Here is a 20,867-nt window from a genome sequence, read left to right on the forward strand (position 1 = left end):
GCCTTATGCGTTAGCCGACTTGCGAATCCAGGCGGAGCCGCCGGAGCGCTGGATGGTGCCCGCAGTCTTCACGACTGTGTTTCCTGCGAAGTCGAATGGGAAGTCGGCGACATAGCCGTCGAACACGAACCAGGTGCGTGTCGGTGGCAGCTCGAAATCATCGCCAGCCGCATTTAAGGTGGGCTTGATATCGAAGCCGTCAGCCCAGCCAATGACCCACGACGTATTTTCGACCGAGTCATCCTCGGAAAGCTGGTAAAGCCGGACGTGTGAGGCGTTTTTCGGATCAGCGTCTACTGAGAACGAAGCCTGTCCAGGCGTGCGCAAGCCGCGCAGGTATCGCCTTACCTTGTCACTCAGGCACGTAATTTCAACTTGGTCTGCTGGGTTGCCGCCCGGGTTGAACGCTGTAATGCATTCCACCTCGATGACCTCCAGCTTTGTCGGGTCTGCGGTTGTAGGCACCAGCGCATACATCTGGGTGCCTTGAGTCAAAATCGCCATTGTGTTCTCCAAATGTCGGGCATAAAAAAACCCGCTCATGGCGGGCTGTAAAGTTGGTTGGGACTACCGGAGCACTATCCAGTCGACATCGAAACTCGACCGGTACAACTTTGTTTCGGCGTCTTTGCTCTCGCCACCCCAGCGGACCACATAAGCTTGCAGCTCAATGGCGTGACTGATTGCGTCAGTCACTGCCCTTGCCTGCGCGCCTGTAGCGGCATACACGTCGACCTGCAGCGTGAAGCTGTCAGCATCAGGACGGCCGGCGAGGTAGTTTTCTGGACTGCCGGTGATGAGTTGCCAGACTGCATACGGCTTCGCCACGCCTTCGGGCGCATCATCGAACGGATAAAGCCTGGTGGGGCTGACGCCCAGTAGTGCCGTTACCCCGGCGTCAGCAGCGCATACGGCGAATATGGGTGCATATGACATCACGCCCCCCCTGAAGCCTTGACCGCTCGTTTAATCGCGCGGTCAATGGCCTTCTCGTATTCAGTGATGAATGTATTGGTTGCCTCGGTTATGTTGTCGGCCAGCGCCTTTCGCGCGAATGGATCTGCACGCATTTTGGAAGTACCGAATTCGATGAGGCGCCAATGAGGCGTCGCAGCGTTCGCAGATTTGTCGCCGCCCTTCTTGAGGACAGCGCCTTGCAGAACGCCAACCCGGAAACCCAGGTCCCCGCTCGACTTGAACAATTTCCCGTTCCAGCGAAGCGCGACGTTGTCCGCGATAGATCGGCCTGTTTCAGGGTCGTCTATCCGCTGCGCGCCTTCTTTCATCTTGTTGGCCACCAGCTGGGCAGCCTTACGTAGCGCCGACCGACCGCCTTTACGCTTCATGTCCTGAGTGATCGATTCGAGTTTCCCAACGAGAGAGTCAATACCCTCCAGTTGGAAATCCACTGAGTCAGCCATCGTTGACCCCCTTGGCCACCAAGATGGTGAGATAGTCCAGACCTGAATCGGGATCGGGCAGCGGCGGGCCTTTTATGTCGTAGACATCACCCCGGTAAAGGATTCGCATCGTTGGCAGCACGCCAACTCGGTAGCGGATAACCATCCTCGCGGTCGCCTCTGACTGGCTGGCCTGCGCAGCAATAAAATCCCTGGCGCTCAGCGGCTCGACCGCTGCGGGCACCTTGTCCCAAACCGTTTGCCAGCTCTCCAGCTCTTCACCGGTTTTAGGGTCCTGCAGTCTGCCCAACGCCTGGAACGTGATGCGATGACGAAGTCGACCGGCACGCATTACACGCCCATCCCGATGCGGTATGGCATAAGCAGCGACTTGGAGGCCAGCGGCAGCTCCGCGGCAATCGTGCCGATCACCACTTCCTCGCGGTTGGCGAAGAGGTTGCCCAGCTTGAGCAGGCATGCTGCCTGTATGGCCTTGTTGATCACGATGCCGAAGTCGTCCATATCGATCTGCTCAAAGCTTTCAGACAATGATTGGCGAGCACGCTCGCGAAGACGGCAGCGAATATCAGAGTTTTCTGGGTCGTCGGCCAACTCCAGCGCAGCCCGGTATGCAGCTCTCGCGGCTTGAGTTCGCTGAATGATGTCAGCCTTCGCCTTATCCACATCAGCCTGATCGGCATAGAACCGGCGCTGCAAAAACTGCATAACAGCTTCCTCAGCCGCGCCCAGAAATTCCTCCACGAGCGGCTGATCCTCGGATTCTGCGTGCAGGTGATGCATGGCCGTTTCTATACTGATGACGGGCATGTGTCACTCCTGAGGCGGTTGGTGCTGCTCGGTTTGCGGAGGCGGATTCTCACCCTGAACCGGCGGTCCTTCGCTAGGAACATCAGCTTCAGGATTGCCGGCGGGATCCGATGTGGTGGCGGTCAAAAGTTTGGCCAACTCGCTTTCGGCCTCTTCTTTCTTGCCGATAAAGTCACCGACCTGAGCGCCCTCAGCATCGACAACAATCCAGCGCTGCCCCTTCTTCGCTATCGTTAGCGCCGAGTGGTCACTGGAATTGTTGGTCAGCGCTGCGCCAGCCTCGCCTACGATCTTGCAAAGCTTGAGTTGCTCCAGTTCCTTGGCCAGCCATACAGGCGCGGCATAAGGCTCGTTGTCGGTATCACGGATGATGCCGCGGTCCTCGTAAGCCCGCAGCGGCTTGATCAATACATCTGACATGTCTCACCTCGGTGGGCCGGCGGTGCCGGCCACTTTAGGGGTTGGGCAGCTTAAGCCGCAGCGGCGGGAGCCGTGAGCTTGCCAGTGACGAAGGCTTCGGTACGGTAGATGGAAAACGCCAGACGCTCTTCGGCGCGAAGCGTGACCATGTTGTTTTCGAAGTCCTTGTCGTTCTCGGTAGAAATCAAAACTTCAACTTCCATCCGGTCGAATATCTGCGCACCAAGTTTGAAGGCTCCCACCAGGAAGTCGTTTGGCTTCATGGCTTGGGTCGCGACTACCGGGCGATTCCACAGACGAGCCGCAGTGCCTTCCTGCGGCTGACCGATCAGATAGCGGCCCTGGCTGTCTTTGATCAACTCGATCAGCGCCCAGTCAGTTGGGTTGAGCACGATGCCATCCGAAGGGAACTCTGCCAGCTCGGATTGAAGAAGGGCCAGACGAATCCGGTCGATGCGCTGTTCGCCGGTTACGGTCCAGCCAGCTGGAGACGCGTATTGGTTTGCAACCGGAACGAGCCCTTGCAGATTTGCACCTGCTCCGCTGCCGTACAGCAACTGGGCCTCTTCAGCGAGCAGCAACCCATAACGAGCGCGCGCGTCGATGTAGCTCTGCAAAGCCTTTGCGTCATCCAAAATCTGACGCGAGGCTTTGAACAGATGAGCGATGGTACGAACCGAAGCCGTGACCAAGGCGGTCTCAATTTCGGAATACGGTTTTGCAGAGCCCTCCGCTACGGTCGCGGCATTGTTTGTAAAGCCTGTTTCGCGGACATACTCAAGCGAGCCCGCCTCAGTCTCGCCGGGTGCAATCAGATCGCGAATGGTGGCCCGACGCATGCCCGGCAGCGCGACAGTGTCCAGGCGCTCCGTGGCCGCCAAGCCACCGGCGGATGTGGTGGTGATAGCGGCGCGGGGTACGGAAACGCGACGGGAGCCACGGAAAGAAGAATTGACGCCTTCCATGTGTTCGCTGGTAACAATCAACTCGCCAGCGGACTTCGGGCTCTCGATGCGCTGAGTGTCACGGTTGGCATTGACAAGCTTTTGCTCAGCTTCCAGAACGCGAGCCTGCAGTTCGCCCTGTTTCATCAGCAACTCGTCAACCTTGGCACGAGTCTCGGCGTTCATCTCACCGTGACGGGCGATTTCCTTGTTGCTGGTCTCCGCCTGGGATTTGATCTGGTCGCCAATGGTCTTAAGGCTGGCATTCAGCTCGGTGTATTGCTTTTCGAAGTCGCTCATTGCGATGGTCCTTGGAAAGATTTGAGGATGTCGGATGCCGCGCTCAGGGAGGCGGTGAGGTCTGGCGCGACAGCGCGTGGCTTATCGGACGAGGCAGCGTATTGCGTACCCCCGCCAGCAGCGCGCGGCGTGCTGGACTTGAAATTGGCGAAGAGTTCGCGGCGTTCGCTGCGGGCCATTCCGGCCTTTGCCAGAGCAATGTCCATGGCTTTCAGCGCGTTACTCTGCTGGGCCTGCTCGTCTTCACGCTCGGTGATTTCATCAGAAGAGAGAACGGCCGTTGCAAAGCCGAGCTCAACTGCTCGTCGGCCGCGTATGAACGTCTCGTCATCCATCATCTCGGCAATGTCAGCAACGGCCTGACCGCTGCCTTCCGCGTAAAGGTCTGCCATCGCAGCGTCGAACTCTTCCATCGTGTTCGCAACATCGCGCAAGTCATGGCGGTTGCCGACGGCAAGCGTCCAGCAGTTGTGGATCATGAGAAAGCCACTGCTGGCCACTTCGCGCTTTGCGCCGGCCATGTAGATCACCGAAGCAGCCGATGCGGCCAGGCCCAGGACCTTGGTTGTGATCGGCTGGCTGTGCTCGCGCAGCCGGTTGTAGATGGCCAGGCCCTCGAACATGTCGCCACCTGGCGAATTGATGTACACAGTGGCGGGCTTGTCGCCGATTGAGCGAAGGGCCGCGTCGATACGCGAGACGGTAACGCCTTCCCCGTACCAGTCCTGGCCAATAACGCCGTAGATGGTGATGGTGTCGCTGGTGGACTCCACGGCCGCTTTGATGGCGGGATTCCATCTGTCGAGCGCGCGCGGGCTCAGCTCGCAGTTAAAACTGCCAGCCTTGGATTTTGGTTGCATGATTTATTCCTTCGAGTTTGCCGGCTGATCCAGCCAGTTCTGTAGAGCTGCCCTTGCGGCTTGCCCGTCATCGCCCTGACCCAGTTTGTCGATCGGCGAAAGGTTTGTTTGCACAGTTAGCACACCGGCATTGCCGCCCATTTTGGGCAGGTTTTCTTTCATGCGGCATTCGTCGCGCGTGTAGATGCCGTTTTGCACCATGCCCGAATACAGCGTTGCCCGTGCGGCGCTATCAGCACGCATCAAGCCTTCAATGGAAAACTCGGGGTAAATCTGACGGCGCTGCGCAGGAGCCAGCAAACTGCGACTGATGCCTTCCTCGATGCGGCGCATGTAGCTGCGCAGCGTGAAGGTCAGGAATCGAAGCAACTTCTGCTCAAGGCCGGTCCCCCAATTCGATGCCTTATCGCTGTAACCGACCAGCGTCGGGTCCACCATGTAAAAGCGACAGATCTCTTCGGCGCTGTACTCTCGAGATTCCAACAGCTGAGCGTCCACCGGATTGATACCAATCACCTTGGCGGAAACGCCCTTTTCCAGCACCGGTGATTTACCGGCATTCATCGCCCCGCTGATGCGTTGAACATAGTCGCGAAAATCGTCGCGCTGCTGCTTGTTCAGCGTTGCATCAACCTCAAAGGCCACGGTTTGGTGCATGCCGTTTTTGAACGTTGAGCTCGCAACGTCCTCTGCCGACATTGCCGCGCCGAATACGTCTGCGCCGTAGGCGATGGGTGATAGCCCGATTTGCCCGTCCAGAGAGAACGCAGGGATATGCATCATGTTGCTGCCAGCAATATCGCGGAGCTGGCCGTTTTTTTCCCGGTATCGGTAAAGAATCTCGCCGTTGTCCGCGACATCCAAATCCATGCGGTTGGGCAACAGGAATTCAAGCGCTACGATCCGGCCGCTTATACGGATGATCTCGACAAAAGCGTTACCCCGAAGCAGCATCGAAGCCACTACGGCCTCCCAAAACTGCACAGCAGTCATGCGGCTGTTCGGGTTGGTGTTAAGAATCCAATGCAGGTCATTGTCACCGGCCACCTCACGACCGCCATCAGGCATGCGCCGGTATAGGCCGAGCGGCAGCGTTGCGATCGTTTCGGAGATGAGGCGCACGCAAGACCAGCAAGCGGCCAGGCGCATGGCTTTGTTGATCGTCACGGTTTTGCCATTGGCGGATGTGCTGCCCACGGTTTGCGCCCAAATTCCGGAAGCGCTGCCGGACAGCGACCTGCCCACCCAATCGATTATTGATGACCGAGGCGCGTTGATTGCACCGCTCAAAACGGATTTGAAAGACTTAGCCACCGGTCAGTCCCCTTCGAATGAATGCTGCCGCTACGAAGCACGACGAAGCAGCGGCAAGAAGCGCCCAACCCACGCCAAGCAGTACGTAAACGCCTGCCACCGCAAGGGCAAAGCCCAGCACTGCAGTCAGCAGGTAAATGATTGATGCTGTGTTCATTCGAATATTGGGTCCCGGATTGAATCCATGAATCGGTCCACGCCGCCATCGCCGGCAACGACTTGCATCATCGCCCGCCCGACCGACATGATCAGTGCAACAGCGCCATCGATCTTGTTGTCATCGCCCTGTTTGATGGGCCGTACTACGTCGTTGTTACCGGGCATGTTTTTGCCGATCACGTTGCCGATACACCAGGTCATTATCGGATTGCCGTCATGGTGGAACCTTCCAGCGGTGATAGCCGCTTCCAGCTCTTTCATGGCGTCAGACATGTTGGTGTAGTTCTGGGTGATGGTGATCGGGTTGAACCCCTCGTCGTCGAGGTCATGGCTCAACCCAGTAGCACCGTGTGGGTCAATCGGCGACTCGCGCAGCGGTGCGTGTTTGTTCGCCTCTTTGGTGTCTTCTAGAATTTCGCGGTAATCGATCTCGGCACCATCGGTGACCTCAAGGTGTTTCGAGTTCAGCCAGGCCTGGAAGCGCTCGGACATCCGCTTGTTGTCGCTGTCATAAGCGGTGTCGTATGGCACCCAAAACTTGGGAGCCACGCTGTAGTAGTGAGTCTTTCCGTCGATCACCTTCCAAAACAGGCGCGCCCTCGAGTTCATGTCCAGCTTTCGCGCAAGGTCGAAACCGGCGATCCACTCTTGCCCCTCGAATTGATCGAGCGTAAGGGAGGTGTCCTCGCAGGACTTCCAGTCCTGCATGTTGAAGAAGCCAGACTTGGCGCTCACCCAAAGGTTGAGGTGCTTCGTTTTGAAGGTGTTGGTGAACCGAGCCGAGCGGATCGCCCGCGCCTGCTGGCTTTCCAGATACTCCTGGAACACTGACACACCGTGGTTGGGGTTGGCCTTGGCCAACATCTTGGGATCGGTCCAATCGTCGCCCTCATCAAGCGTCCAGATCCAGCCGAACAGTTCATCGTCTGGGACAGTACCCTCCAGCATCTCAATGACCTGGCGACGCTTGTCGTAGCAGGGCCCCTCGATATCGGCGCCGGAAGTGGTGATGATGAACATCAGCGGTTGCCGGCGGGCGCCCATACCGGTGAGCATGGTGTCGTACTGAGCCGAGGTGCGGTGCTCATGATATTCGTCCACGATCGCGCAACTGGGTGATGCGCCGTCACCAGGGTCACCAATAAGTGGCTCGAAGCGACTGAAGTCAGACGGAATATTCATGTTCGAGGCGTTGACCTCAATGCCCGCCGCTTGGACCAACATGGGTGACTTGGCCACCATCAGTTTCGCAGGGCGGAAAACCTCCCAAGCCTGCTTCTCAGTGGTAGCACCTGCGTACACCTCGGCGCCGTACTCACCATCCGCAACGAACATGCTGATGCCGACACCGGCCGCAACTACCGACTTTCCGTTCTTGCGGGGAATCTCCCAATAGCTCTCACGAAACCGGCGGTACCCGCCCTTCTTCTTGACCCACCCGAAGGTGACGGCGAGACCGAAAAGCTGCCATGGCTCAAGGCTGATTCGCTGACGCTTGAACGCCCATTCACCCTTGGTATGCGGCAACAGCTGAATCAGCTTGAGTTTTTTCTCAGCCTTCGCCGGATCGAACTTGAATCTGAACCCGCGCTTGCGGCTGGCTGCCATGTCGTCGAAATGGCGCTGCACTGCCTGATGGATGTAGCGACAAGCTGGCACCTTCCCGCGTAGCAGAGACCTACCCCATACCATCGCTTTATCAACGTTGGGGTGGGCAGACTTGGCCATTCAGGATCTCAATAGTTCGGCGAATTCGTTGGTCTCTTTTTCCTTGTTTCCTCCGATCAAACGTGTGCGGTTGGCCGGGTCAAGGCCGAGCATCGCCCCGAACGTCACCATTTGCCGCATCGTTTCGTTCGCGGCGGTCAGTGCCGGGTTTTTCATCGGGCCACCGGTGGCACCAGTAACCACGATGCCGTGGGCCTGGACTGACTCCTGCGCCATTCGCCAGTTGTCGTACGCAACGCAGAACGCTTCGACGTTGTGTAAATCAGTTATCGCGACCACGTTTTCACGCAGAAGCTCGGGAACAATCATCTTCCACATCTGCGAAGCGCGGTCGCTGAGCCATTCGGGCGGATCAACATTTGTGATTTTCGAAAAAGCGGGCTCGGCCTTATTCAGCGCGCGTTTGCCGGGATTTCCGGCTAGTGCTTTCTTGGCGGTCGGCTTGGGTTTGCGACCACGGCCGGCGACCGTGGCGGTACCTCCCATCGCGCAACTCCAGAATTTTTAATTTCGCGGGTGTAAAAAAACGACTGAGGGCGCGGTCTAGAAGCCAAAGGGACCAGACTTTTGACCCTCCCCCATCGCACCAGACTGGTGCTCGCACCATATCGGTGCATTTCCGTGATAAATGACGATAGTCGTTCTCGTTTCGGTCAGCGAGGCCGGGCAGCCTGGGTGTTGCCCCATCCGCCGTCCTCTGCCGCCGTCTTCGTGCTGTGGCATGGATGACACATGGCCTGCCAGTTGGATCGATCCCAGAACAGGTCCATGTCACCCTTGTGTGGCACGATGTGATCAACGTCTGTCGAAGCTGTGACACGTCCAACGCGCTCGCACTCTACGCAGAGCGGGTGCTTAGCCAAGAAGCCTTTGCGGGCCTGTTGCCACTTGTAGCTGTAGCCGCGCTGGCTGCTGGTCTCGCGTTGCTTCTCACGCTGCTTCACTTCGAACTGCTTGCCTACATCCTTATGGGCGTCACAGTACCTAGAGTTACGGGTCAGTGTGTTGCAGCCCTGGGCATTGCACGGCTTCTGCGGCCTCAACGGCATGGTGTGCCGTCCAGGTAGGTGCGGGGCTGGGTATCGGGGTCTTCCGGTTCGTCTTCACTCAGTGCGTCGATCAGCAGCGTCTGTTGCTCTGCCATCCGCTGTAGCAGTTGGGTCTGCTTCAACTGCTCGGCCAGGATCTGGCTTAGCAATGAGTTGCTGTGCTCGTTCATATGCAACCTTGCTCCACTTTTTGATCCACTCTCGACGGGCATCACATCCGCTACATGACATCAGTTGCCACTCTCAGCAGGGCCTTGTCGCTCTACCGCCTCGTTGACCTTGTCGGCAGCCTTACTGGCCACCTCTGCCGCCTCGGTGGCCTTACCGGCTGCACCTTCAACCTTTACGGCGGCATCGGTAGCGGTCTTGGCCAGCTTGTTCAGGCGCATGTCGCGCTGCACCGTGGCCTCGTCATAACCACGGCGCACTTCGGCGACCTGGGCGCTATACCAGCCGGCAAGCGACCATTGCGAAGCACCGAAGCCCAGAGCGAACGAGCCAGTTACCAGCAGCGAGGCAATCACCCACACTTCAAGGCGACGCCACCACCGCCGGGCGATGAAGTCTCTCACGCATCTTTCCATCAGTTGATACCTCCAAGCTGGGAACGCAGACGGGCTATCTCAGCGCTTTGACTGGTTACCTTGTCAGTTAGCTGGGCAACCTGGCCGGTTAGGGCTTCAATCTTGCCTTCCATACGGCCAACAGCGGCGGCCAGCTCGTTACGCTCTTTGGCGAACTGGTCGGCTCGGGCCTCGGCCTCTTTCCGGGCCTTGCGTTCCGAGTCGAGCAGTTCGTTCAGCCTGCGGACGGTACCGATATCGGCGTTGTCCATCGCCCGATCTGCCGCATCCCTCGAAAGAAATTTCCGCAACCACAAGAAGCCCGCGAGCAGAACAGTACCTGTCCCACCAAGCCAGGTGGCTGTACCTGGGCCGAGGTCAATTGGGTCCATCACTACTCCAGAAAATAAAAAACCCCGCACGATGGCGAGGCTTAAGTTTGCGTGTGTGGCGCTGAAACAGCTGAACACCGTGGCATAAAAACATAATCATTCCGTGCGGAAAAGCACTTTTCGAAAATGTCTTTATTGCGGATAATGCGTTTACATTCCTACCGCACTCATCCTTCACATATGGATGAACATTTATCTTGGACGATGATGAATAACAACGGACCCATTGCAGAAGACAACGTCGCGGACTTTCCAGGCCGAGAGCAGAATGGCGAGAAGGAGGGCCAGCCGAAACCCGCTACGCCTGAGCTGGACGCGGTCGAGGAGGCGCGCTTTCGACTCGAAATGAAGCTCCGCCGTGAGCAATACGAGGCGGATGAAGTTCAGCGTAAGAAGACGTTCATGAACAGGCTCGTCATCGTCGCTGCTGCTGGATTCGTCTTCATCGTTTTTAACTTCTTATCTCTGCGCAACCCCGAAATCTACGACGTGGATCCGGAGACACTGAGAATTGTCAACCAAGCCATAAACGCAATCATTCTGCTGACGGTGCCTTTTGTTCTAGGAACAATAGGCGCTGCTGCAAGAATATTGATTTCCGACATAAATCCTCAGCATAAGACCGCCTTGATTGTGTCGTCTGGCCTGATGGCAGTTTTTTCATGGGTTAGCATCAAAAGCGGTGTATTGGTAGCCTTGCTGGCTCCGCACATCGAAAGAGCTAACCTTTCAAAAGAAAACATTATAACAGGCCAAAGCGATTTCTATACCTTGGCCTTGGTTGCAATCGCGGTAGGCATGTTTGCGACAAACGTATACTTGATGATCGCGCAAAGGGTTGATCAATTAACGCTGCGGTCCAAGGGCGAAAGATCTTGAGACACCGAGGAAGCATGTGTGCTTCCTCAGCCTCCCCCCCCTCTTTAAGCTGCATTCAAAAAGCTTGTCAGTGCGCAGTCGATCCAAGCGGACGCAGATCTGGCAAGCTCCCTTGCTTTTCCCTCACTGATTCCGAAATTCTTTCCGACTCGGACCATTGGCCATTTCGCACCGTAGTAAAGCCAAATAATGTCGCCCATCTGCTTGTCTCTAATAGACAGCCGCGCTACGGCCCTATCCACTGCGAGCGCCAAGTCATCAGTTATGGCGAAGCCATTCGATTTCGAAGGTGTCAAGTCGCGCATGATTGCCCACATAGGCGAGACATAGCTGGGAACCCCCATCCCATTCATGCGCCAGAATCCCCATTGTTCGAGCATGTGCTCGGTGTCGCCCAGCGGGCGATGCAGCGGCTTGCGAGTGTTCATTGTTAATCCCCTGTGTAATTCGATCCACCGGTACCGCGGCGGTTGTTCTGTTCGTAGTGGGCAGCCAGGCCAGACATCTGCGCTGGGCGCTTCAATTGTTCGATCTGTCGGTCAGCAGCCTGCAGGCGCATGCTCAACTGCGTCACCAGCACTTCCAGCTGCAGCGCTTCACCTGTCTCGGCAGCGACCCAGCCCGAGGCATTGCACTGCGTGCACGCCATTTCATGGAAAACACCCTTGATCACTGCGCGGCCCCGGCAGGCCGAGCACTGGGCTAGGTCAAGTTGAGCGGCGCGGAACGCTGGGCCGTGACTCTTCCTCACTTATCAGCCTCCGGCGCTATAGCCCTCAATGCCACCCAAAGGTTTTCGCCGTGAACCGGTTTGCCGTGCTTATCCATAATGCCAATCCGCAAGGGGGCCGAATAACGGCGGCCGCTGCATTTATAGATCGGGCTCCCGTCGTCGGCGATCTCACCCTCAATCAGCGTGGCAACTTGGCCTGTAAACAACACGTTCGCGATTAATTCGGCCATTTTTAAACCTCGCCTTTTATGGATTCGTGATCGCGCTGGAAGCCGCGCCGTTATTGGCCTCGACTGCATTCTGCGAATTTTCGTTTCTAGTCAGGGTCGAGCGGTGAATGCGGCTAAAGCCTTTCCCGTCTAACCATTCGTGCCACTTGATCAGCGCGTCACGCTTGAGCAGTTCAGCCGAGGTGTGGATATAGGTCTGCACGTTGCGGGTCAGCGTGTGGTTCACCAGCATCTCGCCGATCAGGAAGTCGACACCCAGATCAGTCCAGCCGGTCCGGGCCACTTTGCGCAGGTCGTGGCTCGTCCACTCACCCTTGCCCAGGCGAGCGAATACGGCACATGCCTGGCTGTCGCTGATCGGCCCACGGTTGCGAGCCGGGAACATGTAGGCACCCTTGTAGCCCTTCGACGACTGCCAGTCCCGATACCGCTCCAGCAACGCACAGGCTTGATGGGTCAGCGGTAAGCGATGCTCACAGCGGGTCTTGGTGTTCTCGGCAGGTATGAACCACTCGCCCTGCTCACCCAGCGTGAGGTGCGACCACCGGGCCTGCCTTGTCTCGCCAGCACGCGTGCCGTGACACAGCATCATCAAAGCGAGCATGCAGTCTTGCGGGTGCTGGTCGAACCCGGCAGCAAGGTCACCAAGCACCTCTTCCAGCTGAACAGCACGCAGCCGCGATGGTTTCGGCAGGATGCGGGCCTTGGTGAAGTCGGTGAACTTGAAACCGGCGACTGGGTTCTGGGCGATCAGACGCAGCTTTTCGGCCTGTCGGAACGCGACCACCAGCACGCCCCACATCAACCGGACGTAGGAGAGCGACATTTCGGCCTGCATGGGCCACATGACCAGCTTGTCCAAGGTGGACCGGTCCACATCGGCAATGAGCAGTTCAGACAGGCGCGGCTTGAGGTGGCAGGTGATGATTGAGGTGTTGGTGGCGCGGCGCTTTGCCGACAGGCTGCGCTCGGTGGACTGCCGAACCATGAACCACTCCAGCAACTGGCCAACGGTCTGCAGCGTGCCAGCTGCGGCAGAAGCCTTAGGGTCAGTCGCAAGGCGCTCCCGGATTTTCGGCAGAGCGTTGATCAGCCCTTTCACCGGCAGCTCTGGGAAACCGGCGATCTTCTCCCACTTCTTGCCCACGACCAGGTGCCAAGTGCCGCGCTCACGATTCTGGTGAAAGCGAAAGTACACTCCCGGGTAACGAGCATCGCGCAGGTCGCGCACGTCTGAATTCGCTGCCTGACGACGGATTTCCGCATCAGAGAACGAAGTAAGCAGGGTCTGGCTCATGCGGCCACCACAGTCTTAGGAAGTCGGAGGTATGCGCGGATCTGCTCCATCGCGTCGAAGTGACCACGGCAGACGATCGCCAGATAGCCTTGCAGGTTGAGCTGACGTATCCACTCGTACTGGCTGCCAGAGACGGCGGCATCGTTCGGTGGCGTGGCTTTGAATTCGATGTACAGGCCGAAGTACCCACCACGGGCCATCGGCAGCACCAGATCGGGAACACCAGCGCGCACGCCCTGCTCTTTCAACTTGACCGCCACTTGCTTGAGCCGGTGGCCACCGTTGGGAACGTGGTAGATCAACGCCGCCACCAGCGGCATGCGCAGCTTGAGCTCGCGCAGCAATGCGGCCTGCTCCAGACCTTCACGGTCGACGGACTTGGCGCGGGTACGCTTCGGTTTGAACAACGTCATTTCGGCGGGCTTCACGGTGACACCTTCCCTTCGCGAATCAGGGCGTCCTGGGTACGCATGACACCCTCGGCGTGGAACAGGCGGACTTCGTTACGACTCAGCACCGCCGGGGCGCGCAGGCGGCCATCGGCGATGTCGTGGCAGTAAGCACACGACCAAGCGGCCTGCAAGTCGTTTGGCTTGATGCCCATGCCGCAAGTACCAGCCAGTCGGTAATGGGCGAGAACGGTGGTCGAGGATTCGCTCGAGCATCCTGGGTAACGAATCTGGCACTCGCGGTCACGCGCTTCGTCGGTGAGTTTGCTCATTGCACGTCTCCGCTGCGCTTGGCACGGAGCGCGGCCAACGCCTTGTTACCCACTTCGGGAGTGATTGATTTGCCGGGCGCGGCGAGCTGCGCCACAGGCACGGGCGGCAACTCTTCACCACGCCAAATCTTGCGGCACTGCTCGAGGTATTTCTGCTCAAAGCGGGTCATACCCAGGTCGCGGGGAAGCGTTTGCAGGCTGAGAAAGCCGGAGGCCGCAGTGGCGTGGTAGATCGCCGGGTGAAACCACTTACCGCGTCCTTCCATGCCTGGGTGCGAGTTACGCAGAGCTTGGGAATACGCGACCTCGACGCTGGGTAGGCCAAGGCCCTCTGGAGCAAAACACCAGCTCACGAACACGCCAGGCGCGGGCACGAATGCTGATTTGCTCGCGCTGACCATGCGCATACCGTGGCGCAGTTGATCCATTGAGTTGATCCCGGAGCGCATGAATTCCGCCAGCCACTCCAGTTTTGCGGCGTTCATCACCTCCTCGGTCGGCCAAGACTGTCTCCATGCGCCGCAAGCTCCACGCAGCCGCAGAAACAATTCGTCGATTACCTGGCGGGTGGCCGGGTCGATCTCGACAGAGACCGCAGGCGGTGGGGTGTAGATCGGATCGGTTCTCCGATTCTGGACCAGATAACCAGCTCGAACAGGCCCATTCACAGGATCACCCCCTTTGAAGCCCAGTCGCCGCCGACTGCCGATTCTTCGTCGGCTGACAGTGAGCCTTTGGCACGCTCTTTCACGTACCAACCCACCAAGCGGTTACACCAGCCGGCGGATGTGTCTACGGTGTTCTGCTTGGCCACAAACCAGCCGATGAAACTGCGGATCAGCGCGTCAGGGATATCGGCAGGCTTGACTCCAGCAATCTGAGCCTGGGCGATCAGGTAACGGCTATCCGGTGCCCAGTCGGCGAACATTGCGAAGCGCTGGCGATCGTCGGTTGACTCAAGGGCCTGCTTATCCTGCTCATCGATAACGTCCGAAATCTCGCGCGGCTGCTGCTGTTCGGTTAGTTGATGGTTAAGTGACGTATTGGGTGCAGATTTCGCACCCCGTTCGGTCGAATTCTGCACCCCGTTCTGCTGTGATTTGCACCCCGTGCCGTCATCTGCACCCCGTTCAGTCCGGGGTGCAGGATTTGCACCCCGCTTTATAGGAAGGTCATATACCACCGGCCTGCGGTCATGACGCTCGATGTACACAGCGGCCAGCGCCTGATTGCCTGGAACGATCAGTTCAGACGCCCTCAACAGCTCAAGTTTGGAACGCACTGTGCGCTCGGAAAGGCCAGTGTCTTCGCTCAGGGTGGTGGCCGAAGGGAACGCTCCGCGTCCGTCAGTACCGGCATAGTTGGCCAGGCACAGCAGGACGTGACGGGCGCTGGAATCGGAAAGGGTCACGCGCGGGATCTGTAGCGCCCACGACATTGCTTGAACGCTCACAGTGCTACTCCAATCGTTCTGCCTGTGTTGCCTTGCTCAGGTCTGATGTGCATAATCTGTCTCGCAAAGTTGTGAAGAAGCCGGTCTAGCCACCGGCTTTTTTTTGCCTGAAATTCAGGCTCTATGGGTGTCTAGCGCATCCGCAAAAGCTTTCTTCTTCCACACAAAAAGGTCATGGAGACCGGGCATGTCAGATGATTTGGTGTTAAACCCTGTAGCTGGATGGGATGTAAGGACTGTCGAAGCAATGCAGCTCGTCCTGTTAGAGCTGGGCTTCATTTCGACTCCGTTTCAGAGGGCGACGGAGGCTCAGAAGAGTCCGATCTATGCGCTGACGCTTCCGCAGACGAAAGCGCTGATCGATGTACTTCAAAGATCAGTGGATGCGGTAGAGCGTGCTGGGATAACGTCTCCCCCAGGTCCGAGACACTAACGAACAGCGGCGCGCCGGCTGGCTGTAGGGCTTCCGGCGCTGCGCCCGCATCTACTTCCACTGCTGGACCTCCCTCCGCCAAATATTCGTTGCTGCTCATACCCCTTCTCCTGGCCTGTTCTCGACCATGAACGTTGCTGAATTTGGTACTGGATGAATCAACAGCCCATCCGCTGTACTAACAGCCCTTCCCGCCTGAGCGGATAATTGCCGTCACGCCGCTGACTTGTTCGGATGCGCTTCGGCGAGAAGCCAAGCGGCCTCAAAAGGCTTACCCCTAGCCGTTGCGAGCGCTGAGATTCGCTCGGCATAACGCGTTTCGCCGGTGTACTCGGTACGGGGCAGGCATTCGGCGGTGAGCCATTTGTAAACGGCACGCGGGGTCTTCCCGCAAGCCAAGGCCACCAACGGAACGCCGCCGGCGTCATCAATCGATTTCTTTAGCGGGCTCATGTGGCCTCCGGGTCAAATATGAACTTGCAGTACATATTATGTCGGAACTGAAAGTACATGCAAGCGCGTGCAAAACTGAACCTATGGTTCAGATAGAAGAATTAAGAGCTGCTTTTGCGGCTCGCTTAAAGAAAGCGCTGGCAGATAACCACGTCGAAACATGGGGCGCTGGTGTTCGCCTGTCAAAAATGACAGGGGTCACGCCTAAAGCGGCCAGTAAATGGCTGAACGGAGAGGCAATTCCAGGCCCTGCAAAGATGAGGGCGCTGTCAGAGGGATTGAATACGCCCCTTGGCTGGCTTCAAAACGGTACTGATGAGGCTTCAGTCGATCGCAAAGCAGGTGCCAGCGAGCCATCAAACGTCGCCATGATTCATCAGCCTGCGCAAATGTACCGCTACCCCGTAGTGAGCTGGGTCGCTGCCGGCGGATGGTCGGAAGCGGTTGAGCCTTACGCGCCAGGTGCTGCTGATGAATATGACGTGTCTGACTACCAGGCCAAGGGCCCAGCCTTCTGGCTGGAGGTTAAAGGGGACTCTATGACGGCTCCTACTGCCCCTTCGATTCCAGAGGGCTCGCAGATCCTTGTGGACACCCGCGCAGACGTGCGCCCAGGCAAGCTGGTGATCGCGAAGCTGGCTGGTAGCAACGAGGCGACGTTCAAGAAGCTGGTAGAGGACGGCGGCGTCAGATACCTGAAGCCTCTGAACTCAGCCTACCCAACCGTGCAGTGCACTGAAGACTGCAGGATCATTGGAATAGTGGTCAGGTCGCTTACGAAATTCACATAAAGATCACAGCATCTTCTGCTTCAGGGCAAACCTGTAACGAGCCTACCGCATCCGGCTTTCTGGCAGCAGCGTAGAAACTCGGCAGTTGACAGGCTAGCGAACTGAGCCCATATTCAACAAAATTTTGTTGAATATGGTCGAGCGATATAAAGATGCTGCATTCCCTCACATTTTCTAATTTCTACTCATTCTTGGATGAGGTTGAGATTTCGTTCGCCATGGACGGTCGGGCAGCAGAGAACGAGAAAAGCTGCGTCTCGACGGCAGCAGGTGGTAGAACGAGCAAAATTCTCGCAGTGGTCGGCGCAAACGGCGCAGGCAAAACTAACGCAATCAAGCCGTTCGCTTTCATCGCCTGGTTTATCTCAAAGTCCGTTGGCCTGAAGCCAGACGCAGGCACCTACACTCGCCAGCATTTTTTAAAAATGAGCGAGCCAAGTACGTTTCAGTTAGTTTTTGAAACTCACGAACGTCTTTTCAGATACAACTTAGTAGTAAACTCGAAACAAATTTTTGAAGAGCATCTTTACGAGAAAACAAGTAGGCAATGGAGCAATGTATTCTCACGAACCTTAAATAGCGGCAATAAGGATTATACCTACAACCTTAAAGGTTTTGGCTTCGACAAGCGGACAGCTTCCAAGGCGAAGCGAAATTCTTCGATCATTTCTTTCGCCGCTCAGCAAGATCATAATCTAGCAGTAATGCTAGTCGATTATTTCTCAAAGTTCCATACCAATATTAATGCCTCTGGAAGAGCAATAAAGAATGACTACCAGTCTTTATTGGATGGCACCGAATTTTACGAAAATCATGAAGTTTATCGGCAACTTATGGTTTCACGACTCCGCGCTTGGGATCTAGGCCTGGCAGATGTCAAGCTTACGAAGCTTAAGCATGTAAACGAAAAAGGTGAAGAGTTTGAAATGACGATGCCTTTCGGCGTCCATGCATTCGGCGACGAAACGTATGAAATGCCACTGCTGGCCGAGTCAAGCGGTACGCAGTCTGCCTACGTGCTCCTTAGCCGACTTCTTCCCGTGTTAAAGGAGGGTGGAGTAATGATTTATGATGAGCTGGAATCAGACCTTCACCCACACATGTTAGATAGCGTCCTTGACCTGTTTTTCAATCCAAAGACCAATCCAAACAACGCACAAATTATTTTCACAACTCACTCAGTGGAAATTTTGAATGATCTACAAAAATGCCAGATCCTATTAGTCGAAAAAAATGACGGCATTAGTGAGGCTTGGAGGCTATGTGACATGAGTGGAGTGCGGAGTGATGATAACTTCTACGCCAAGTACATGTCTGGCACTTACGGTGCGGTGCCGAATATTTAATCATGAAAAAGCCTATTCGACGCACTAACAATACTATTCTAATAGCGGTCGAGGGATATACCGAAGAGGCGTTCCTTAGGCACTTGAAGCAGATATATTGTGGCCGAGACTCTTTCGTATCGATGACAGTCAAAAACGCCAAAGGTAAAGGACCAGATGGAATTGTCGCCGCGATAAAGTCTGCGACAAGAACGGGTGATTATAATTTGATAGGCGCGGTTTTCGACGGTGACGTACCAATATCGGTTGAGGTTGAAAGGTGGCTGAAGACCAATAGAGTCGCTACATTTGTATCCACTCCTTCAATTGAAGCAACCCTTCTCGCCGTGAAGGCATGCAAGCCAGGCAGGACTACAAAGGAATGCAAGGACCTGCTTACTGCGACCCTTTCCGGAGATGCGACTGATGAATCGTTCTATGGAAAGCATTTTCCAGAGGCAGTCATTGAGCGCGGCCGCATGTCGGCCTCATGCCTGAACGACCTAATAATTTTCATAACTCGCAAATCTTAAATCGTCAGGCAGCTCCGGTGTAGGGCTTTTTAGGCCTACACTGCTCCCCCTATCCTAGCCAGTAGACGCAAGCCTTCTCAGTCTCATCCCTCCTTTACCTCAAGTACGAGCCGGACTATGTCCCAGATTGTCACCAGTGCCTGAGTATCAATGCAAGTTACTGGGAACTCTTCTGCCCCTGTGTACGTGTTGAATATCCGGATCGTCATAGACGCGTCGGGCGCAATCACGCCTACGCACTTCATTGGCAAAAACGCTGCCTCTATGCAACGCCTCAGGTCCATTTGGGAATTCATTAGGTCCATCCTGGTTGCAAGCCAACTGAATTCCTGAGGCCTAAGTTGGGCCGATTATGGCCGAGATATTGGATAGTGCTGGCGTTATGCCCAACACACTCCCGGCACCGCGTGACCCCCCTTCCTGATCTGACCTGGCTCGCCACTGAGCGGACTTTGCTGCCACAACTATAGCGACGCTGCGTCTATCCCTGCCAGCCTTAGCGATTCGGCCAGAGAAGGATCGAGCGCGACCTCGCCAGTGGTCGACGCCGCCTGATTAATTCCTACAGTTCGGTACTTGAGAACCTTCCCAGCAAGCATCTGCTTGAGAATCTTCTTGGCCTTATCGCCGCCCGAGATGGTATATGGGCTCATCATCTTTGTGGCATTGATCATGGCCTGCTCTTGTGCGTTTTTGACGATGGCAGCCTGTTCAGGGGGCAGGTTCAGAATGTACTGCGGTGCAGCAGGCATTAGGCTAACTGGCGTTTCCTGGGGCGTGATAGTCCATGCTTCGTTTTGATCTATCCGCATCTGCACTGTGCCTACCGGGATCTTGAACCTGCCGCCAGACATGACACCTACATAAACCTGCCCGCCCTCTTTTCGCACGACCGGATAGAATTTCAGAGTGCTTGTAATGATGCTGCTACCTGCAGAAAAGTCCCCGGTTGTCACCATCATGGTGGTCTTGTCTGTGAATTCGTCAGTGCTGCCAGTGGCTTTCCATACAGCCCCAGAGGCGCATCCGCCAAGGGCAAAAGCGAACACAGACAAGGCGATAATCCTTTTCATCTCCAGCTCCAAAATTTGAGTGGGTAGATTGTAACAGAGAGCGATAAATTCTCAGGGCCCACCACCAAGCGGTTTTTTTGCACCCACATGAAAATTATGTACTTTTGGTACTTGACCACATATGAACTTGTGGTTCATATTCTACCTATCGCAGCGATTAACCGCAGCGACACAAGACTGGTGAAGCCGCCAGATAGCACGGGATCAGCGAAGTGATCTCCCAGCCCCGGATAACGGGACCGACTGGACGAAGCTCTTTACAGAGAACGGAATCACCTGTTGGACAGCATCACTGAAGCACCTGGCTTGCCGGGTGCTTTGGGATGACAACCACCGAGTAGACGTAATGGATACCACCATCGTATGCGGGGCATGGAGAGGCCACCTCGGCCGTGGTCTTGCGCCGCGAGAGTTGCAGTATTTGTTGTCAGCCGCCCAGGGCTGCACAGCCAAGGAAATCGCCCGCACGTTCGGCATCGCGCCGGGCACGGTTGTGAAGCGGCTGTCGGTCGCAATGTTCAAACTCGGCGTGAATCGCCAGACAGCGATGATCGCCGAGGCCATGCGCCGACAGATCATTTCCCCGCTCTGCCTGTTGTTCATGTCGATCATCGTTCTGCACGCGGTGCTGGGCGATGAATCGATGAGGCGCGAGCGCAGAGCCCCTGAGTCACGCCGGGGCGGGTACGAACAGAAGATCAGCCGTAAGGGCTCGGACAAGCTGAGGCCAGTGGCGGCGATCTGCTGATAGCAGCACCAAGGAACATGGCGAAAGCCAGACAGAAATTGCCGCTTCACGGGCCTACGGCAATGTAAATAATCAGAGTCCCCGTCTGAAGGTTGGAGACCTTCCCGATCGCCTGGAACGCTTCAACGCAGACCAGTCCGCATCGGAGATTGATCGGAGCGTGCCCAAGCGGGCTGCAGCGCTAGGATCGCAAAGCCCCGGAAAAGTCCTGAGCCGAATCTGTCGGCCAATACCTGAAACG

The 20,867-nt window shown here is 56.5% G+C and carries 32 protein-coding genes and 1 pseudogene; 7 read left to right on the forward strand and 26 right to left on the reverse strand.

What is annotated here, in order from left to right:
* Nucleotides 1-3: 3 nt before the first annotated feature.
* The 9 genes from BLR16_RS02435 to BLR16_RS02475 all read right to left on the reverse strand — a co-directional run bounded on the left by BLR16_RS02435 (nt 4) and on the right by BLR16_RS02475 (nt 5,901).
* Nucleotides 4-504 (reverse strand): phage tail tube protein, encoded by a 501-nt coding sequence (locus tag BLR16_RS02435; protein WP_058417334.1) that lies wholly within the window; start codon nt 502-504, stop codon nt 4-6.
* A gap of 63 nt (nt 505-567) precedes the next feature.
* Nucleotides 568-936, reverse strand: coding sequence for a DUF3168 domain-containing protein (locus BLR16_RS02440; RefSeq protein WP_046832800.1), 369 nt, complete (start codon nt 934-936; stop codon nt 568-570).
* The gene (locus BLR16_RS02445; RefSeq protein WP_074806333.1) at nt 936-1,421 is read right to left on the reverse strand and encodes an HK97-gp10 family putative phage morphogenesis protein; all 486 of its coding nucleotides are present in this window, start codon (nt 1,419-1,421) and stop codon (nt 936-938) included. The genes BLR16_RS02440 and BLR16_RS02445 overlap by 1 nt, the downstream gene beginning before the upstream one ends.
* Nucleotides 1,414-1,752 (reverse strand): phage head closure protein, encoded by a 339-nt coding sequence (locus BLR16_RS02450; RefSeq protein ID WP_046719584.1) that lies wholly within the window; start codon nt 1,750-1,752, stop codon nt 1,414-1,416. Before BLR16_RS02450 ends, BLR16_RS02445 begins: the two co-directional genes overlap by 8 nt.
* Entirely contained in the window at nt 1,752-2,228 is a 477-nt protein-coding gene (locus BLR16_RS02455; RefSeq protein WP_074806330.1) for a head-tail connector protein, read from the reverse strand. Before BLR16_RS02455 ends, BLR16_RS02450 begins: the two co-directional genes overlap by 1 nt.
* 3 nt (nt 2,229-2,231) lie before the next feature.
* On the reverse strand, nt 2,232-2,648 hold the full coding sequence (locus tag BLR16_RS02460) for a hypothetical protein (RefSeq protein WP_074806326.1): 417 nt from the start codon (nt 2,646-2,648) through the stop codon (nt 2,232-2,234).
* Nucleotides 2,649-2,698: 50 nt separating this feature from the next.
* Nucleotides 2,699-3,892 carry a phage major capsid protein gene (locus tag BLR16_RS02465; protein WP_046719587.1) on the reverse strand — a complete coding sequence of 398 codons (1,194 nt, stop codon included), beginning with the start codon at nt 3,890-3,892 and terminating at the stop codon, nt 2,699-2,701.
* The gene (locus tag BLR16_RS02470) at nt 3,889-4,752 is read right to left on the reverse strand and encodes a head maturation protease, ClpP-related (RefSeq protein WP_003370668.1); all 864 of its coding nucleotides are present in this window, start codon (nt 4,750-4,752) and stop codon (nt 3,889-3,891) included. The genes BLR16_RS02465 and BLR16_RS02470 overlap by 4 nt, the downstream gene beginning before the upstream one ends.
* A 3-nt stretch (nt 4,753-4,755) precedes the next feature.
* Nucleotides 4,756-5,901, reverse strand: a complete 1,146-nt coding sequence (locus tag BLR16_RS02475) for a phage portal protein (RefSeq protein ID WP_080348809.1) — start codon at nt 5,899-5,901, stop codon at nt 4,756-4,758.
* Between BLR16_RS02475 and BLR16_RS28765 the strand changes: the two genes are divergently transcribed.
* On the forward strand, nt 5,900-6,211 hold the full coding sequence (locus tag BLR16_RS28765) for a hypothetical protein (RefSeq protein ID WP_161437852.1): 312 nt from the start codon (nt 5,900-5,902) through the stop codon (nt 6,209-6,211). The two genes, BLR16_RS02475 and BLR16_RS28765, sit on opposite strands and share 2 nt — an antisense overlap.
* 8 nt (nt 6,212-6,219) lie before the next feature.
* Here the strand turns inward: BLR16_RS28765 and BLR16_RS02485 are convergent, their stop codons facing one another.
* The 6 genes from BLR16_RS02485 to BLR16_RS02510 all read right to left on the reverse strand — a co-directional run bounded on the left by BLR16_RS02485 (nt 6,220) and on the right by BLR16_RS02510 (nt 9,957).
* Nucleotides 6,220-7,953 carry a terminase large subunit gene (locus tag BLR16_RS02485; RefSeq protein WP_074806323.1) on the reverse strand — a complete coding sequence of 578 codons (1,734 nt, stop codon included), beginning with the start codon at nt 7,951-7,953 and terminating at the stop codon, nt 6,220-6,222.
* Nucleotides 7,954-8,439, reverse strand: a complete 486-nt coding sequence (locus BLR16_RS02490; protein ID WP_074806320.1) for a phage terminase small subunit P27 family — start codon at nt 8,437-8,439, stop codon at nt 7,954-7,956.
* Between the two features lie 167 nt (nt 8,440-8,606).
* Nucleotides 8,607-9,002 carry an HNH endonuclease gene (locus BLR16_RS02495; RefSeq protein ID WP_074806317.1) on the reverse strand — a complete coding sequence of 132 codons (396 nt, stop codon included), beginning with the start codon at nt 9,000-9,002 and terminating at the stop codon, nt 8,607-8,609.
* Nucleotides 8,993-9,172 (reverse strand): hypothetical protein, encoded by a 180-nt coding sequence (locus BLR16_RS02500; protein WP_074806313.1) that lies wholly within the window; start codon nt 9,170-9,172, stop codon nt 8,993-8,995. The genes BLR16_RS02495 and BLR16_RS02500 overlap by 10 nt, the downstream gene beginning before the upstream one ends.
* A gap of 60 nt (nt 9,173-9,232) precedes the next feature.
* On the reverse strand, nt 9,233-9,586 hold the full coding sequence (locus BLR16_RS02505; RefSeq protein ID WP_074806308.1) for a hypothetical protein: 354 nt from the start codon (nt 9,584-9,586) through the stop codon (nt 9,233-9,235).
* Nucleotides 9,586-9,957 carry a DUF3450 domain-containing protein gene (locus BLR16_RS02510; RefSeq protein ID WP_032662027.1) on the reverse strand — a complete coding sequence of 124 codons (372 nt, stop codon included), beginning with the start codon at nt 9,955-9,957 and terminating at the stop codon, nt 9,586-9,588. The genes BLR16_RS02505 and BLR16_RS02510 overlap by 1 nt, the downstream gene beginning before the upstream one ends.
* Nucleotides 9,958-10,083: 126 nt before the next feature.
* On the opposite strand from BLR16_RS02510, the gene BLR16_RS02515 reads away from it, so the two are divergent.
* Entirely contained in the window at nt 10,084-10,836 is a 753-nt protein-coding gene (locus BLR16_RS02515) for a hypothetical protein (RefSeq protein ID WP_129402408.1), read from the forward strand.
* A gap of 44 nt (nt 10,837-10,880) precedes the next feature.
* On the opposite strand, the gene BLR16_RS02520 is transcribed toward BLR16_RS02515, so the two are convergent.
* The 8 genes from BLR16_RS02520 to BLR16_RS02555 are packed head-to-tail and all read right to left on the reverse strand — an operon-like array spanning nt 10,881 to nt 15,255.
* A complete protein-coding gene (locus BLR16_RS02520) occupies nt 10,881-11,264 on the reverse strand; it encodes an antiterminator Q family protein (protein ID WP_074806302.1) in 384 nt (127 codons plus the stop codon).
* Nucleotides 11,265-11,266: 2 nt separating this feature from the next.
* Nucleotides 11,267-11,587, reverse strand: a complete 321-nt coding sequence (locus BLR16_RS02525) for a hypothetical protein (RefSeq protein WP_092194073.1) — start codon at nt 11,585-11,587, stop codon at nt 11,267-11,269.
* A complete protein-coding gene (locus tag BLR16_RS02530) occupies nt 11,584-11,799 on the reverse strand; it encodes a hypothetical protein (RefSeq protein WP_092194075.1) in 216 nt (71 codons plus the stop codon). Before BLR16_RS02530 ends, BLR16_RS02525 begins: the two co-directional genes overlap by 4 nt.
* A gap of 16 nt (nt 11,800-11,815) precedes the next feature.
* Complete coding sequence (locus BLR16_RS02535; RefSeq protein WP_074806289.1) at nt 11,816-13,096, reverse strand: tyrosine-type recombinase/integrase; 1,281 nt, start codon at nt 13,094-13,096, stop codon at nt 11,816-11,818.
* On the reverse strand, nt 13,093-13,524 hold the full coding sequence (locus BLR16_RS02540; protein ID WP_046719597.1) for a VRR-NUC domain-containing protein: 432 nt from the start codon (nt 13,522-13,524) through the stop codon (nt 13,093-13,095). Before BLR16_RS02540 ends, BLR16_RS02535 begins: the two co-directional genes overlap by 4 nt.
* Nucleotides 13,521-13,817 carry a DUF1364 domain-containing protein gene (locus tag BLR16_RS02545; protein WP_074806288.1) on the reverse strand — a complete coding sequence of 99 codons (297 nt, stop codon included), beginning with the start codon at nt 13,815-13,817 and terminating at the stop codon, nt 13,521-13,523. Before BLR16_RS02545 ends, BLR16_RS02540 begins: the two co-directional genes overlap by 4 nt.
* Entirely contained in the window at nt 13,814-14,485 is a 672-nt protein-coding gene (locus BLR16_RS02550) for a replication protein P (RefSeq protein WP_074806286.1), read from the reverse strand. Before BLR16_RS02550 ends, BLR16_RS02545 begins: the two co-directional genes overlap by 4 nt.
* On the reverse strand, nt 14,482-15,255 hold the full coding sequence (locus BLR16_RS02555) for a helix-turn-helix domain-containing protein (RefSeq protein ID WP_074806282.1): 774 nt from the start codon (nt 15,253-15,255) through the stop codon (nt 14,482-14,484). The genes BLR16_RS02550 and BLR16_RS02555 overlap by 4 nt, the downstream gene beginning before the upstream one ends.
* Before the next feature lie 202 nt (nt 15,256-15,457).
* Here BLR16_RS02555 and BLR16_RS29160 point away from each other — a divergent pair, with 202 nt between their 5' ends.
* A complete protein-coding gene (locus BLR16_RS29160; RefSeq protein ID WP_074806278.1) occupies nt 15,458-15,703 on the forward strand; it encodes a hypothetical protein in 246 nt (81 codons plus the stop codon).
* A 213-nt stretch (nt 15,704-15,916) separates the two neighbouring features.
* On the opposite strand, the gene BLR16_RS02565 is transcribed toward BLR16_RS29160, so the two are convergent.
* The gene (locus BLR16_RS02565) at nt 15,917-16,156 is read right to left on the reverse strand and encodes a helix-turn-helix domain-containing protein (RefSeq protein ID WP_074806275.1); all 240 of its coding nucleotides are present in this window, start codon (nt 16,154-16,156) and stop codon (nt 15,917-15,919) included.
* A gap of 83 nt (nt 16,157-16,239) precedes the next feature.
* On the opposite strand from BLR16_RS02565, the gene BLR16_RS02570 reads away from it, so the two are divergent.
* The 3 genes from BLR16_RS02570 (at nt 16,240) to BLR16_RS02580 (ending at nt 18,805) form a co-directional block, all read left to right on the forward strand.
* Entirely contained in the window at nt 16,240-16,947 is a 708-nt protein-coding gene (locus tag BLR16_RS02570) for a LexA family protein (RefSeq protein ID WP_074806272.1), read from the forward strand.
* A 152-nt stretch (nt 16,948-17,099) separates the two neighbouring features.
* Nucleotides 17,100-18,293 (forward strand): AAA family ATPase, encoded by a 1,194-nt coding sequence (locus tag BLR16_RS02575; protein WP_074806270.1) that lies wholly within the window; start codon nt 17,100-17,102, stop codon nt 18,291-18,293.
* A 2-nt stretch (nt 18,294-18,295) separates the two neighbouring features.
* Complete coding sequence (locus BLR16_RS02580) at nt 18,296-18,805, forward strand: hypothetical protein (protein ID WP_074806267.1); 510 nt, start codon at nt 18,296-18,298, stop codon at nt 18,803-18,805.
* A gap of 54 nt (nt 18,806-18,859) precedes the next feature.
* Here BLR16_RS02580 and BLR16_RS02585 read toward each other — a convergent pair.
* Together BLR16_RS02585 and BLR16_RS02590 are read right to left on the reverse strand one after the other, a co-directional pair.
* Nucleotides 18,860-19,101, reverse strand: a pseudogene (locus BLR16_RS02585) (DUF1652 domain-containing protein).
* 168 nt (nt 19,102-19,269) lie between these two features.
* The gene (locus BLR16_RS02590) at nt 19,270-19,878 is read right to left on the reverse strand and encodes a hypothetical protein (RefSeq protein WP_074806263.1); all 609 of its coding nucleotides are present in this window, start codon (nt 19,876-19,878) and stop codon (nt 19,270-19,272) included.
* A 346-nt stretch (nt 19,879-20,224) separates the two neighbouring features.
* Here BLR16_RS02590 and BLR16_RS02595 point away from each other — a divergent pair, with 346 nt between their 5' ends.
* A complete protein-coding gene (locus tag BLR16_RS02595; RefSeq protein WP_072365966.1) occupies nt 20,225-20,626 on the forward strand; it encodes a response regulator transcription factor in 402 nt (133 codons plus the stop codon).
* Nucleotides 20,627-20,867: the final 241 nt, after the last annotated feature.

Source organism: Pseudomonas sp. BS3767 (assembly GCF_900099665.1).
GTDB classification, from domain to species: Bacteria; Pseudomonadota; Gammaproteobacteria; order Pseudomonadales; family Pseudomonadaceae; genus Aquipseudomonas; species Aquipseudomonas cerasi.

Coding starts and splice junctions, on each gene's coding strand:
- BLR16_RS02515 (WP_129402408.1), top strand. CDS start 10,084: ATGTCTTTATTGCGGATAATGCGTTTACATTCCTACCGCACTCATCCT.
- BLR16_RS02530 (WP_092194075.1), bottom strand. CDS start 11,799: ATGGCCGAATTAATCGCGAACGTGTTGTTTACAGGCCAAGTTGCCACG.
- BLR16_RS02590 (WP_074806263.1), bottom strand. CDS start 19,878: ATGAAAAGGATTATCGCCTTGTCTGTGTTCGCTTTTGCCCTTGGCGGA.
- BLR16_RS02445 (WP_074806333.1), bottom strand. CDS start 1,421: ATGGCTGACTCAGTGGATTTCCAACTGGAGGGTATTGACTCTCTCGTT.
- BLR16_RS28765 (WP_161437852.1), top strand. CDS start 5,900: ATGGCTTTGTTGATCGTCACGGTTTTGCCATTGGCGGATGTGCTGCCC.
- BLR16_RS02470 (WP_003370668.1), bottom strand. CDS start 4,752: ATGCAACCAAAATCCAAGGCTGGCAGTTTTAACTGCGAGCTGAGCCCG.
- BLR16_RS02565 (WP_074806275.1), bottom strand. CDS start 16,156: ATGAGCCCGCTAAAGAAATCGATTGATGACGCCGGCGGCGTTCCGTTG.
- BLR16_RS02475 (WP_080348809.1), bottom strand. CDS start 5,901: ATGCGCCTGGCCGCTTGCTGGTCTTGCGTGCGCCTCATCTCCGAAACG.
- BLR16_RS02580 (WP_074806267.1), top strand. CDS start 18,296: ATGAAAAAGCCTATTCGACGCACTAACAATACTATTCTAATAGCGGTC.
- BLR16_RS02555 (WP_074806282.1), bottom strand. CDS start 15,255: ATGTCGTGGGCGCTACAGATCCCGCGCGTGACCCTTTCCGATTCCAGC.
- BLR16_RS02460 (WP_074806326.1), bottom strand. CDS start 2,648: ATGTCAGATGTATTGATCAAGCCGCTGCGGGCTTACGAGGACCGCGGC.
- BLR16_RS02595 (WP_072365966.1), top strand. CDS start 20,225: ATGGATACCACCATCGTATGCGGGGCATGGAGAGGCCACCTCGGCCGT.
- BLR16_RS02485 (WP_074806323.1), bottom strand. CDS start 7,953: ATGGCCAAGTCTGCCCACCCCAACGTTGATAAAGCGATGGTATGGGGT.
- BLR16_RS02490 (WP_074806320.1), bottom strand. CDS start 8,439: ATGGGAGGTACCGCCACGGTCGCCGGCCGTGGTCGCAAACCCAAGCCG.
- BLR16_RS02500 (WP_074806313.1), bottom strand. CDS start 9,172: ATGAACGAGCACAGCAACTCATTGCTAAGCCAGATCCTGGCCGAGCAG.
- BLR16_RS02450 (WP_046719584.1), bottom strand. CDS start 1,752: ATGCGTGCCGGTCGACTTCGTCATCGCATCACGTTCCAGGCGTTGGGC.
- BLR16_RS29160 (WP_074806278.1), top strand. CDS start 15,458: ATGTCAGATGATTTGGTGTTAAACCCTGTAGCTGGATGGGATGTAAGG.
- BLR16_RS02455 (WP_074806330.1), bottom strand. CDS start 2,228: ATGCCCGTCATCAGTATAGAAACGGCCATGCATCACCTGCACGCAGAA.
- BLR16_RS02510 (WP_032662027.1), bottom strand. CDS start 9,957: ATGGACCCAATTGACCTCGGCCCAGGTACAGCCACCTGGCTTGGTGGG.
- BLR16_RS02545 (WP_074806288.1), bottom strand. CDS start 13,817: ATGAGCAAACTCACCGACGAAGCGCGTGACCGCGAGTGCCAGATTCGT.
- BLR16_RS02465 (WP_046719587.1), bottom strand. CDS start 3,892: ATGAGCGACTTCGAAAAGCAATACACCGAGCTGAATGCCAGCCTTAAG.
- BLR16_RS02535 (WP_074806289.1), bottom strand. CDS start 13,096: ATGAGCCAGACCCTGCTTACTTCGTTCTCTGATGCGGAAATCCGTCGT.
- BLR16_RS02440 (WP_046832800.1), bottom strand. CDS start 936: ATGTCATATGCACCCATATTCGCCGTATGCGCTGCTGACGCCGGGGTA.
- BLR16_RS02575 (WP_074806270.1), top strand. CDS start 17,100: ATGCTGCATTCCCTCACATTTTCTAATTTCTACTCATTCTTGGATGAG.
- BLR16_RS02505 (WP_074806308.1), bottom strand. CDS start 9,586: ATGGAAAGATGCGTGAGAGACTTCATCGCCCGGCGGTGGTGGCGTCGC.
- BLR16_RS02570 (WP_074806272.1), top strand. CDS start 16,240: ATGGTTCAGATAGAAGAATTAAGAGCTGCTTTTGCGGCTCGCTTAAAG.
- BLR16_RS02520 (WP_074806302.1), bottom strand. CDS start 11,264: ATGAACACTCGCAAGCCGCTGCATCGCCCGCTGGGCGACACCGAGCAC.
- BLR16_RS02435 (WP_058417334.1), bottom strand. CDS start 504: ATGGCGATTTTGACTCAAGGCACCCAGATGTATGCGCTGGTGCCTACA.
- BLR16_RS02495 (WP_074806317.1), bottom strand. CDS start 9,002: ATGCCGTTGAGGCCGCAGAAGCCGTGCAATGCCCAGGGCTGCAACACA.